Source organism: Streptomyces zhihengii, assembly GCF_016919245.1.
GTDB classification, from domain to species: Bacteria; Actinomycetota; Actinomycetes; order Streptomycetales; family Streptomycetaceae; genus Streptomyces; species Streptomyces zhihengii.
This window is the reverse complement of the sequence record NZ_JAFEJA010000001.1, coordinates 4,402,546-4,415,000: the sequence shown is the minus strand read 5'-3', so window position 1 is coordinate 4,415,000 and position 12,455 is coordinate 4,402,546. Positions and strand designations below refer to the sequence as shown.

The 12,455-nt window shown below is 75.5% G+C and carries 7 protein-coding genes; 3 read left to right on the top strand and 4 right to left on the bottom strand.

The window, feature by feature from the left end:
* Window positions 1-283: 283 nt before the first annotated feature.
* Window positions 284-850, bottom strand: coding sequence for a MarR family winged helix-turn-helix transcriptional regulator (locus JE024_RS18520; RefSeq protein ID WP_205374648.1), 567 nt, complete (start codon window positions 848-850; stop codon window positions 284-286).
* A 154-nt stretch (window positions 851-1,004) separates the two neighbouring features.
* On the opposite strand from JE024_RS18520, the gene JE024_RS18515 reads away from it, so the two are divergent.
* Complete coding sequence (locus JE024_RS18515; RefSeq protein WP_372449815.1) at window positions 1,005-2,306, top strand: MFS transporter; 1,302 nt, start codon at window positions 1,005-1,007, stop codon at window positions 2,304-2,306.
* Between the two features lie 42 nt (window positions 2,307-2,348).
* Here JE024_RS18515 and JE024_RS18510 read toward each other — a convergent pair whose 3' ends face one another.
* On the bottom strand, window positions 2,349-4,028 hold the full coding sequence (locus tag JE024_RS18510; protein WP_205374647.1) for an ATP-binding SpoIIE family protein phosphatase: 1,680 nt from the start codon (window positions 4,026-4,028) through the stop codon (window positions 2,349-2,351).
* 197 nt (window positions 4,029-4,225) lie between these two features.
* On the bottom strand, window positions 4,226-5,680 hold the full coding sequence (locus tag JE024_RS18505) for an NAD(P)/FAD-dependent oxidoreductase (protein WP_244883188.1): 1,455 nt from the start codon (window positions 5,678-5,680) through the stop codon (window positions 4,226-4,228).
* Between the two features lie 412 nt (window positions 5,681-6,092).
* On the opposite strand from JE024_RS18505, the gene JE024_RS18500 reads away from it, so the two are divergent.
* Window positions 6,093-6,896 carry a TetR/AcrR family transcriptional regulator gene (locus JE024_RS18500; RefSeq protein ID WP_205374645.1) on the top strand — a complete coding sequence of 268 codons (804 nt, stop codon included), beginning with the start codon at window positions 6,093-6,095 and terminating at the stop codon, window positions 6,894-6,896.
* A 403-nt stretch (window positions 6,897-7,299) separates the two neighbouring features.
* The gene (locus tag JE024_RS18495) at window positions 7,300-9,285 is read left to right on the top strand and encodes a sigma-70 family RNA polymerase sigma factor (RefSeq protein WP_205374644.1); all 1,986 of its coding nucleotides are present in this window, start codon (window positions 7,300-7,302) and stop codon (window positions 9,283-9,285) included.
* Window positions 9,286-9,766: 481 nt separating this feature from the next.
* On the opposite strand, the gene JE024_RS18490 is transcribed toward JE024_RS18495, so the two are convergent.
* The gene (locus JE024_RS18490) at window positions 9,767-11,932 is read right to left on the bottom strand and encodes an asparagine synthase-related protein (RefSeq protein WP_205376602.1); all 2,166 of its coding nucleotides are present in this window, start codon (window positions 11,930-11,932) and stop codon (window positions 9,767-9,769) included.
* Window positions 11,933-12,455: the final 523 nt, after the last annotated feature.

Here is a 12,455-nt window from a genome sequence, read left to right as displayed (position 1 = left end):
CTGTTGGGCCGTTCCGACGTCCCAAACTCTAGCGGATTTTCCGGGCGACTCATAATCGAGTCATTCGAAATGCATTTCGGCATGCCGAAATGGATCCCGATCGGGAGTCCGTGCTGAGGTTGGTGCCGCATCAGCGGCTGGATGGCTGTCGACGAACCGTTACGGCTCCGCGACATCTCGAAGAACCTTACGGATCTGTTTCGGCTGTGTCAAGCCCCCCTGGCGGTCGGGTGAACGCGTCCGGTCCGGGTGACCCGGACCGCCCCCGTCCGAACACAGGGACTCAGTCCAGGTCGGTGAGCCGGCCGCCCGCGTCCGGCTGGTCGTGCTCCACCCGGCGCAGGACGCGGATGAGCAGTTCCCCGAGCAGCGCCCGCTCGTCGGCGGCCAGGTCCTGGAGGAGGTCCTCCTCGAAGGTGGTCGCCATGCGCATCGCCTCGAGCCACTTGGTGCGGCCCTCGTCGGTGACCTCGACGATCACGCGGACACGGTTGTTCTCGTCGCGGTCCCGGGTGACCAGGCCGTCGCCGGCCATGCGGTCGATCCGGTGGGTCATGGCGGCCGGGGTGAGCCCCAGCCGCTTCGCCAGTTCCCCCGGGCCGAGCCGGTAGGGAGCGCCGGACAGCACCAGGGTCTTGAGGACCTCCCACTCGGCGTTGCTGATGCCGAGGTCCGCGAGCTGCCGCCCGTAGGCCACGTTCATACGGCGGTTCAGGCGCCCCAGCGCGGAGACCACCTTCTCGACCTGGGGGTCGAGGTCGCCGAACTCGCGCTGATAGGCGGCGATCTGTTCGTCGAGGGTCGGCTCCTGGGGCCCGGACGCGGAGGCCTCGGGGGTCTCGGTAGGCATGCGCCGAAGTATCGCACGGTTCACGTTGGCGTTGAAGTCCTTCAGTGTGTACTGTTGAGCTTCGAACTTTACTGTTGAAGTCTTGATGCTTCAGTACTACAGGGCCCGACCCGCCACAGGCGTGCCGGGCCCCAGATCTGCGAAGTGGGTGAGTGTGACCAGGGCGAAGGGCGCGGCGATGCGCCGGATCCAGGCGGGGAACGCGCTGAGCGCGTTCGGGCTCGGCTTCACGGTCCCGTACCTCTATGTCTATGTGGCACAGGTGCGGGACCTCGGCGCGGGCACGGCGGGCGTGGTGCTCGCGGTGTTCGCGATGGCCGCGCTCGTCGTCCTGCCCTTCACCGGGCGGGTGATCGACCGGCGCGGGCCGCTGCCCGTGCTGGTGGGAGCCGCGCTGCTGGCGTCGGCCGGGGCGGCGGGCATGGGTCTGGCCGGCAGTGTGCCCGCCGTCGTGCTCTCCGCCGCCGTCCTCGGCGCCGGTACGGCGGTCATGCAGCCCGCCCTGGCGACCATGATCGTCTGGAGCTCCGAGGCGACCACCCGTACCCGGGCCTTCGCCACGCAGTTCTTCCTCCAGAACCTGGGGCTGGGCATCGGCGGTCTCATCGGCGGGCACATCGTCGACGAGAGCCGTCCCGGCAGCTTCACCCTGCTCTTCACCATCGAGTCGGTGATGTTCCTGGTCCTCGCCGCCATCGCGCTCACCGTGCGGCTCCCCGCACCGGCCGGTGTGCACGGCACCCCCGCGGACGCCGGCGCCAAGGGCGGCATGCGCGCCCTGCTCGGCCACCGGGCGATGGTGCAGCTCCTGGTCCTCGGCTTCGTCCTCTTCTTCGCCTGCTACGGCCAGTTCGAGTCGGGCCTCGCCGCCTACGGCACGGAGGCCGCCGGGATCGAGCCGTCCACCCTGGGCACCGCGCTCGCCGCGAACACCGCGGTGATCGTGGCCGCGCAGTTCCTGGTGCTGCGGTTCGTGGAGCGCCGCAGCCGCACCAAGGTGATCGCCGCCGTCGGGCTCATCTGGGCGGTCGCCTGGATCGCCGCCGGGTACGCCGGGCTCGGCCACGGCAGCCAGGCGATGGCGACGGCCGCGTTCATCTCGACGTACGCGCTCTTCGGGCTCGGCGAGGCGATGCTGTCGCCGACCGTCGCCCCGCTGGTGGCCGATCTGGCGCCGGAGTCGATGGTCGGGCAGTACAACTCCGCGTTCGCCCTGGTCAAGCAGTTGGCGCTGGCCGTCGGGCCGGCCGTTGGCGGGCCGATGGGCGCCGCGCTGCACGGGCCGTACATCGTGACCTTCGTGCTGTTCTCGCTCGCGGTCAGCGTGCTGGCGCTGCGCCTGGGCAAGCGGCTCACCCCGGTGCAGGACCGGCCGGCGCTCGCGGCCAGGAGCCGGGTCGTCACCGTCCACATGCCGGCGACCGCGGACGCCGAGACGGTGGCCGCGGCCCGCTGACCGGGCGCCGGACCGGGTGCGCCCGGTCCGGCCGCCGGTGGCTCAGCCCGGCAGGGCGAACTCGCACCACACCGCTTTCCCGCCGCCGGGTGTGCGGCGGGACCCCCAGGACGAGGCGATCGTCGCGATGATCGAGATCCCGCGGCCCGCCTCGTCCTCCGTCTCCGCCCTGCGGCGGCGCGGCAGATGCTCGTCGCCGTCCGTCACCTCGACGATCAGCCGCCGGTCGGTGCGGCGCAGCCGCAGCCGCATCGGCGGGGTGCCGTGCTGGAGGGAGTTGGCGACCAGCTCGCTGACGGCCAGCACCCCGAGGTCGTGCAGCTCGGGCGAGAACCGCCACGAGGCGAGCACCCCCGAGGCGAACGCCCTGGCGCGCGGCGCCGCCTCCGTCCCGCCGAGCAGGTCCAGCGCGGCGTTGTGGAACAGCTCGGCGGCCGCGCCGGTGCGCGTCGGGTGCTGGAGCACCAGGACGGCGACGTCGTCGTCGTGCTCGGCGGTCACGCCGAGCGAGCGGATCAGCCGGTCGCACACCACCTGGGGTGTCCCGGTGGCGCCGGCCAGCGCGCGCTCCAGGGCCGCCACCCCCTCGTCGATGTCCTCGCGCCGGCGCTCCACCAGTCCGTCCGTGTAGAGGACGGCGGTCGAACCGGGCGGCAGGTCGATGCTGCCCGAGGTGTGCAGCCAGCCGCCGGTGCCGAGCGGCGGTCCGGTCGGCTCCTCGGCCCGGCGGACGGTGCCGTCCTCGTCGCGCACCAGGATCGGCAGATGACCGGCCGAGGCGTACACCAGCCGGCCGTCGGTGGGGTCGTGGACGGCGTAGACGCAGGTCGCGATCTGGCTGGCGTCGATCTCGGAGGCGAGGCCGTCGAGCAGTTGCAGCACCTCGTGGGGCGGCAGGTCCAGCCGGGCGTACGCGCGCACCGCCGTGCGGAGCTGGCCCATGACGGCCGCGGCGCGCACCCCGCGCCCCATCACGTCCCCGATGACGACCGCGGTGCGGCCCCCGCCGAGGGTGATCACGTCGTACCAGTCGCCGCCGACGGCCGCGTCCGTGCCGCCCGGCTGGTAGGTCGCGGCGAACCGGAGGTCGTCGGGCTGCTCCAGCTCCTGGGGCAGCAGCGAGCGCTGGAGGGTGACGGCGGTCTCCCGGTGCCGCCGCTCGCTGGCGCGCAGCCGCTCGGCGGCGTCGGCGTGGTCGGTGACGTCGGCCGCGAAGACGAGGACGCCCTCCGTCTCCTCGCCGCCGTCGCCGCGCCCGGCGGGCAGGCAGGTCACGGTGTAGGAGCCCTCCCCGCGTCCGCCGGGGCCGCTCTGGATGCGGCGGGACTTGACCGTGCGCGGCTTGCCGCTGCGCAGCACCTGCTCCATGAGCGGGAGCAGGCCCAGCTCGTCGAGCTCGGGGCAGCTCTCGGCGGCGGGCGTGCCGGGCGGGCGGTGACCGAAGGCGGCGGCGTAGGCGTCGTTGACGTACGCGACGCGGTGCTCGGGGCCGTACACGAGGGCGACCAGGGCGGGGAGGCTGCCGACGATCTCCGGGAGGGCGAAGTCCTCCAGGGCGGGGACGCCGGCCGGCGCGGGATCCGGATGCTGCCCGGACGCGCCGCGGGCCGCCGGCACGGAGCTCTCGCCCCGCTGCACCGGTGTGCGCCCGCGGTCCGTCCCTCGCGCCGCGGCGCGGCGCTGCGTACCGGGGAGCCTTGCGCTCCAACGCGTGAAGTTCACTGACTTTCTAGCCTCAATGGGATGGTTGCCAAGGGTCACTCTGTGCAGGTGTGAGCCCACCTATGGTCACACGTCCAGTGTGGCCGTCCGGACTGACAGTCGTCTTTGCGCCCGCGGTTCCGGCGTTCAACGTTTTGGTGTCCCGGTGTCCCGGTGTCCCGGTGTCGCGGCCGGGGTGCCGGGCCGGGCCGCCGCCGTCAGCTGTCCGGGGAGCTGTCGGCGGATTCGTCCCGGCCGGTGCGCGGGGGCTCCTCGCCGGGCGGCGCCGCCTCCGGGGCGTCGAGGGCTCCCGGTGTGCCGGCCGGGGGCGTCCCCTTCGCCGTGCCGGGCCGGGCGCGGGCGGTGGGGCCGCCGTGGCCCGGCGGTCTGCCGCCCGCGGCGGTCTCGAACTCGGCGCGGGGGTGCTCGAGGGAGCCGAGGGAGACGATCTCACGCTTGAACAGCCCCGACAGCGTCCACTCCGCGAGCACCCGCGCCTTGCGGTTGAAGGTGGGGACCCGGCTCAGGTGGTAGGCGCGGTGCATCAGCCAGGCCGGGTAGCCCTTGAGCTTGCGGCCGTAGACGTGGGCGACGCCCTTGTGGAGGCCGAGGGAGGCGACCGAGCCCGCGTAGCTGTGCGCGTACGGGGTGAGCGGGCGGCCGCGCAGGGCGGCGACGATGTTCTCGGCGAGCACCTTGGTCTGGCGCACGGCGTGCTGGGCGTTGGGGGCGCACAGGGCGCCCGGCACGTCGGAGGTGACGTCGGGGACGGCGGCGGCGTCACCGGCGGCCCACGCGTGGTCGGCGCCCTCGACCGACAGGTGGGCGGTGCACACCAGGCGGCCGCGGTCGTCGAGGGGGAGGTCGCTGGCCGCCAGCACGGGCGCCGGTTTGACGCCCGCCGTCCACACCAGGGTCCTGGTGGGGAAGCGGGAGCCGTCACTCAGGACGGCGACGCGGTCCTCGCAGGACTCCAGGCGGGTCTCCAGCCGGACGTCGATGTTGCGGGCGCGCAGCTCGCGGACGGCGTACCGGCCCATGTCCGCGCCGACCTCGGGCAGGATGCGCCCCGCGGCCTCGACGAGGATCCACTTCAGGTCCTCGGGCTGCACGTTGTGGTAGTACCGCGACGTGTAGCGGGCCATGTCCTCCAGCTCGGCGAGCGCCTCGACGCCCGCGTAGCCGCCGCCGACGAAGACGAAGGTGAGGGCCGCGTCGCGGATCGCCGGATCGCGGGTGGAGGAGGCGATGTCCATCTGCTCGATGACGTGGTTGCGCAGTCCGATGGCCTCTTCGACTGTCTTGAAACCGATGCCGAAATCGGCGAGGCCGGGGACGGGAAGGGTGCGGGAGACCGAACCGGGGGCGAGGACCAGCTCGTCGTAGCCGAGCTCGACGGCGCCGGCGCCCTCCTCCTCGGTGGCGAGGGTGACGACGGTCGCGGTGCGCTTGGCGTGGTCGACGGATCTCGCCTCGCCGATGAGGATCGTGCACCGGTCCAGGACGCGCCGCAGGGGGACCACCACATGGCGCGGGGAGATGGAACCGGCCGCGGCCTCGGGGAGGAAGGGCTGGTAGGTCATGTAGGGGTCCGGCGTGACGACGACGATCTCGGCGTCGCCTCTGTCGAGCTCGGGCTTCAGCTTCCGCTGGAGGCGCAGCGCGGTGTACATCCCGACGTAGCCGCCGCCGACGACCAGAATGCGGGTCCGCGGCGGGGTCTCGGAGGTCGTGTCCCGGGTGTTTGCAGCCTTCACCGTCCCATGACGCAACGGCCTCAGTCGTTTGTCCACAGGCCCGGCCAATTGTGTGACCGGAAGAAATGGAGCGGCGGGGCGCGGAACGCCTCGGGTCATTTCGGAAGCCGCGCAGGTCAGCGCGGGCGCAGGGAGGGAGCGGCATCGGCGGAAGGGGGGACGATACGGTCCTTGCTCCGATCGGGGGGCGCTCCGTGCGAAGTACCCCCTTCTGAATTGACTCCGGCTCAACTATGTTCTTAGCCGGTCGGGGTGCCGGTTGCGGCATGCCCGACGGACCAGGGCGGGGATGTCTCCGGGGGGAGACGACATGACCGGGGGAACGCTTATGCACATTCAGGATTCGCATTGGCAGACCGCTGTCGCGCCGGCGCCGGCCGCCGACAGCAATGGACACGCACCGGCGGCGGGACAGGGCGGGACCAGCCGCCCCGCACCGCTGCGGGTGGACGCCCAGCGCAATCTGGAGCACGTCCTGCGCGCCGCGCGCGAGGTGTTCGGCGAGCTGGGATACGGCGCTCCGATGGAGGACGTGGCACGCCGCGCCCGCGTCGGTGTCGGGACGGTGTACCGCCGCTTCCCGAGCAAGGACGTGCTGGTCCGCCGGATAGCCGCGGAGGAGACCGCCCGGCTCACCGAGCAGGCGCGCACGGCGCTGGGTCAGGAGGAGGAGCCGTGGTCGGCGCTCTCCCGCTTCCTGCGCACGTCCGTGGCGTCGGGCGCCGGGCGGCTGCTGCCGCCGCAGGTGCTGCGGGTCGGCGTGGAGGGCGAGGAGCCGGTGGAGGTCCCGGTGCGGGCCGCCGAGGAGCCGGCCGAGGAGGCCCGGGAGGAGCTGCGGGTCCCGCAGCAACGGGCCTTCGGCACGGGTGGACTGCGAGTGGTCGCGCCGCGTCCGGCGCCGGCCGAGGAGCAGGACGACGACACCGGTGTCGCGGAGCTGCTGGACGTGGTGGGGCGGCTGGTCGCCCGGGCACGGGCGGCGGGCGAGCTGCGCGGTGACGTGACGGTGGCCGATGTGCTGCTGGTGATAGCCACGGCCGCGCCGTCGCTGCCCGACCCGGCGCAGCAGGAGGCGGCGTCCTCCCGGCTGCTGGACATCCTGCTGGAGGGCCTGCGCCCGCGTACGGCCTAGGGCCCGTGCGACGACACGGCGGCGTCCGTCCGCAGGGCGGGCGCGCGGCGTCCGGCGCACCGCCTCGCCGTGCGGGGGCGGCCGATGCCGGCTCCCCGGGCGCGCCGACCGGAGCACGGGCGGGTGCGCGGGCCGTGGCGGTGGCGGCGTGCGCGGGCCGTGGCGGTGGCGGCGTGCGCGGCCCGGCGCGGCGCGGGCGGCGGCTGCGGACGGACTCCCGCGGCGTCAACCGGTGTTGCCCGTACGGGCGGTCGAACTGTGCCCTGTCGGGTGACGTGGCGCGACCCGTTTCCCGGAAGTCTCCCCGGACGAGTGGTTGCCGTGCAGGGGGGTTCGGCGCGCCGCCGCGCTGTGGCACGCTGGCCCGGTAATCGGGTCAGAAGTGCTGACGGGGGCTTCCGCGATGAGCGGTGACGGGCGGGACGGGTCACTCGGGGGCGCGGGCGTCCCCGACGCGGCGGGAGGGCCGCGGGAGCAGGTGCCGAGCCAGGGCGGGCGGGGCGGCCCGCCCGGAGCGCGGCGCCCGGGGCCGGCCGGCCCCGACGCACCGCCGCCGGCCCCCGGAGCCGAGTCCCACGCCGTGCCCCAGCAGCGGGAGGGCGGCAGCGGGTCCGGTTCGCTGCTGCCGCCGCCACGGGAACTGCCCCCGTCCGACGCCGATTTGATCCAGCACATGCGGCACGGCGACGACAGCGCCTACGAGGAGCTGTTCCGCCGCCACTCGGAGCCCGTCCGCAAGTACGCCCGCACCTGCTGCCGCGACGCCCACACGGCGGACGACCTCACCGCAGAGGTCTTCGCCAGGACGCTCCAGGCGGTACGCGGCGGCGCCGGACCGGAGCAGGCGGTGCGCGCCTACCTGCTCACCACCGTCCGCCGGGTCGCCGCCTCCTGGGCGAAGACGGCCCGGCGCGAGCAACTCGTCGAGGACTTCGCGGTGTTCGCCGCGGAGGCCGCCCGCAGCAGCGACGCCGCCACCGACGACACCCTGGACCTCGGGGCGGACGTACGGGCGATGCACGAGGCGGAGCAGTCGCTCGCGATGCAGGCCTTCCGCTCCCTGCCGGAGCGCTGGCAGGCCGTGCTGTGGCACACGACGGTGGAGGAGGAGTCGCCCAGCGAGGTGGCCCCGCTCTTCGGGCTGACCGCCAACGCCACGGCGGTCCTCGCCAGCCGGGCGCGCGAAGGACTCAAGCAGGCGTACCTCCAGGCGCATGTGAGCACCGCGCTCACGGCGGGCGGCGACTGCGCCCGTTACGCCGACCGGCTGGGCGCCTACGCGCGCGGCGGGCTGCGGATGCGAGCGGAGCGCGGGCTGCGCAAGCACCTCGACGAGTGCGCCAAGTGCCGCCTCGCCGCCGGTGAACTCGCCCATGTGAACGCGGGCATCCCCGCGCTGCTGCCCGTCGCCGTCATCGGCTGGTTCGCCGCCGGGTACGCGCTCAAGGCCGCGGGCGTCGTCGCGGGCGGTGCCGTGGGCGCCGCCGGCGCGGGCGCCGCCGCGGCCGCCACGGGAGCGGGGGCATCGGGAGCGGGTGCGTCGGGGAGCGCGTCCTCCGGCGCGGCCGGCGGTGCGGCTGCGGAAGGCGTCGGGGCGCCGCTGAAGGCCGGGGTCGCGGCGGCCGTCGGCCTGGCGGCGGCAGCGGGGCTGGTGTGGGCGCTCACCGGCGACCCGGCCCCCGAGCCGGCTCCGCAGGCCCGGCCCCCGGCCGCCATGCCCGTGGCCCCCGACGAACCGGCCCCGCCGCCGGCGTCCGAGCCTCCCGCCCCGCCCGCTCCCGCGCCCCCGCCGGGCCCGGAACCGGCCCCCGCGCCGAAGCCCGCGCCCACACCCACCCCGGCGCCCGAGCCGCCCGCCCCCGCGCCGAAGCCCACACCGCCCCCGTCCCCGTCACCCACGCCCACCCCGACACCCACCCCGACCCCGACGCCCCCGCCTCCACCGCCCCCGGCGCAGGAGGTCTACGAGGTCGGCCGGCTCGCCTACTCGTTCCTCGGCGACGGGACGGGCCCCGAGGTGCGGCTCGGCGAGAGCGGCTGGGTCTGGCAGCGCCAGAACCTCGCCATCGGCGGCACCCGCTACGCACAGGGCATCACCGTGCACGGCCGCTCGTCCGTCACCATCGACCTCAACCGGGAGTGCACCCGCTACGAGGCGCTCGTCGGGGTGGACGACCTGACACCCGGCCGCCGGTCGGTGCGGTTCTCCGTCTTCGCGGACGGGGAGCGCCTGTGGCGGTCCGCCGCGATCGCCCGGGGGGACGCGGCCGTGCCGGTCCGGGTGCCGCTCGACGGCCGCAGCACGTTGCGCCTGGTCGTGGAGCCGGAAGACCTCGCGGGGACGGCGGCCCTCGCCGACTGGGCCCAGTCGGCGATCACCTGCCGCTGAGGACCGCCCGGGACGGGGGCGCCGACCGGCCCGCGGCCCGGACCCGCCCGCTCACCCGCCCCGCGCGGGCACGGCGCCGCCCGCAGCGGCCGGCCCGCCATCGGGCCGTCCGCCACCACCGGGCCCCGCGACACCCCCGGCCTCTCCGCAGACGGGCGGGCGCCGGTGCGCCGAGAGCCGCCGCCCGAAGCGACCGCCCCCGCGAACCCCAGCCCCCCGACAACGGAAGAACACCGGCACACCGAGAACCGCCGCCCGAAGCGACCGCCCCCGCGAACCCAGCCCCGCGCGAGGGAAGGACACCGGCGCACCGAGAACCGGCCCCTGAGCGGCCGACCCCGTGAACCCCAGCCCCCGACGGACGGACACCGGCACGCCAAGAACCGGCTCCCGAAGCGACCGCCCCCGCGAACCCCGGCCCCCACAGCGGGACGCGCACCCCGCCCGCCCCCGTCCTCCCCGTGTGCGCCCCCGCGAGGGCTCAGGCCTGGAGGGTGGGGCGCTTCGGGACGCCGCCGGCCACCGCGCGGCGGCGGGGCGCGGCCGTGCCCGTCCAGCAGGTGCCGCGGCGCGACAGCAGCCTGCGCAGCCACAGTTCCGTGGAGACGAGGTCGGCGAGCCCGTCCAGCGGGACCGGCTCGCCCTCCGAGGCCGCCCGCAGCGCCTTGCGCACGACACGCGCCTCCACCAGGCCGGCGTCGGCCAGCAGCGGCGCGTCGAAGAGGGCCATCAGATGGTCGAGGGCCACCCGCAGCCCGGTGCGCGCCGTGGCCGCCGTCGTCTGGGAGGCATGGGTCCGGGCGCCCCAGCCCGGCGGGAGTTCATGGATCCCGGCCCCCGCGAGCACGGTCCGCAGCACATCCGCCCGCGCGCCCGGCTGCACCCGCAGCGACTGGGGCAGCGCCCGGCTCGCCCGGACGACCTGGTTGTCGAGGAACGGGGCGTGGATGCGCTGGCTGCGGATCTCGGCCGCCTGCTCCAGGATCCGCTGGTCCGCCGCGTACCGGGCGAGCGCGGCACGCGCGCGGGCCTCGCCGGGGCGCAGCACGGTGGCCGGCCGGTGCGCCGCCTCCGTCAGCCGAACCGATACTTCGGCCAGCGCCTCCCCGGTCAGCCAGCGTGCCGCCGGCCCCGGGCGCGCCCAGGTGAGGGCGGCGAGCGAGGCGCCCACCGCGCCGTTCAGACCGATGACGCCCGTGCGGTTCGCGGTCAGCAGCCGTTCGGCGGCGTCCTCCAGGCCGTTGCGGTACGGGGTGCGGGCGAGGCGCCGCGCCGCCCGGTACACGGTGACCGGCACGAACAGCGACTGCGGTGACGTCCCGTCCGCCCGGGCGAGCGCGCTCACCGGCCGCAGCAGATGGCGCCGGCCCCGGTCCATCAGCAGGTCGGCGAGCCGCGCCGGGTGGGCGTCCAGGACCTGCCGGGCACCCGCGCCGGTGAAGTGGTCGGCGCTGCCCGCCGCGAGCCGGGCGCGGTGCCGCTCGGCGGTGACCAGGGACGGCGCCGGTTCGTCGGTCAGCGGCCCGGTGTCGAGGCCCGCGTACGGGAGGGCCTCCTCCCCCGCGGCGACCACCACATGGTGCAGCCGGGGGTTGGCGGCGATCACCCGGGCGCGTTCCAGCTCCGGTTCGCGGGTCTCCCGCCCGGCGGTGGCGAGGTCGTTGAAGGTGACGGCGACCAGGCGCTCCCCGGCGCCCGTGCCGTGCCCGAGGACGGTGCCCGGCACGCCGGGCAGGCCGGCGGCGAGCAGCGCCAGGGTGCTGGACGCGCTGCCGCCGGAGAGGTCGGCGCCGATACCGGGGGCGGGCGCGCCGCGGGCGGCCCGGCGTTCGGCCGGCCCCATGCCCGGGACGGGCCCCGGGTCGGGCGGCAGGGTCTCGGGCGCGTGCCGCGGGGCGGTCAGCCGGGCGCGCACGGCGTCGACGAGGGCGTCGCGCACGCCGTCGACGGCCTGGGCCGGGTCGATCTGCGGCCCGGCCACGGCGAGGGAGGCCACCTGCTCGTACCCGGTGATCTCCCGCGAGCCCTCCCGCAGGATCAGCGCGTGGCCGGGCGGGATGCGCTTGACCCCGGCGTAGGGGGTGGAGTCCCGCAGCGCCTCCGGCGTCTCCGGGCAGGCGAGCAGCGCCGCGAGGTGCCCGATGTCGAGCTGGGCCTCGATCAGGTCGGCGAGCGGCAGCGCGGCCGTCGCGTAGGCGGTGCCCTGGGCCCAGGGGGTGTAGAACACCGGCCGGGCGCCCGCGAGATCGCCGACCACGGTGATCCGGCGGCCGACCTGGACGACGACGGTGTAGCTGCCCGCCCACGCGGTCAGATGCCGCAGTGCGCCGCCGCGCGCCGCGAACAGGCCGAGGCGGAGCTGCTCGTCGCTGGCGGCGCAGCAGCCGAGGACGGCGAGGCGGGCGACCGCGGGAGGATTCGCGCCACCGCCGGGGACGGGCCGGCCGGCCGGTTCGGCGGTGACCACGCGCACCTCGTCGGGGCGCCAGTCGCCGACCGCCCACAGCGGATCCGGGTCACCCCACAGGAGCTGGGCGCCCACGGGGTGGACGGTGAGGCTCTCGCCGTCGGGATCCGGAAGGCCGGACACGGCCCCGGCAGAGCCGAAGTGCGCGGCGATACTGCTCCACCCCACCAGCCACCGCATCCCCGCCTCCACCGCATTCCCGAAGCCGTTCGGGAACATGCTGCCACGAAGCAGGCGTGCGGGACCGGGCCTCGGTAGCGCCCGCAAAAAGTGAACGTGCCACCGGCAGTGGCCGTTTCCCGGTGCCGCCCGGTCGCCGGGAGGCTCCGCGGACCGCCCGGCACGCCGTCCGACGGCCGTGCGGGACAGTCGGCATTCGGCCATTCTTGAACGGCCGGTGAAGGTCAACACCCAGCCCGGGAGGCGCAGTTCGCCTCCCGGACCGGTCCGCCGCCCGCGGGGAAATGAGGCGGCAGTGTCCCCCAGCCCACTGGTTCCAGTACGCAGCGGGCCGACCCACGCAGCACCCATGGAAGCGCTCCCGGCCATCGCCCGGCCAGAGCGCACGGACAGGCGCACGGCCACACGGCGGGAGCACGGCCGCGGCTCGGGGCCCGCGGCGCCGCACCACAATCCCGCCATAGGGAACGCCGCCTCTTAACGGTCGGGATGTGGCGAACTACGCTGTGTTTACTGCTGTCCT

Excerpts from the sequence above, each read along its gene's own strand:
- JE024_RS18520 (WP_205374648.1), bottom strand. The coding sequence starts at position 850 with ATGCCTACCGAGACCCCCGAGGCCTCCGCGTCCGGGCCCCAGGAGCCG.
- JE024_RS18505 (WP_244883188.1), bottom strand. The coding sequence starts at position 5,680 with ATGTACACCGCGCTGCGCCTCCAGCGGAAGCTGAAGCCCGAGCTCGAC.
- JE024_RS18500 (WP_205374645.1), top strand. The coding sequence starts at position 6,093 with ATGCACATTCAGGATTCGCATTGGCAGACCGCTGTCGCGCCGGCGCCG.
- JE024_RS18495 (WP_205374644.1), top strand. The coding sequence starts at position 7,300 with ATGAGCGGTGACGGGCGGGACGGGTCACTCGGGGGCGCGGGCGTCCCC.
- JE024_RS18490 (WP_205376602.1), bottom strand. The coding sequence starts at position 11,932 with ATGCGGTGGCTGGTGGGGTGGAGCAGTATCGCCGCGCACTTCGGCTCT.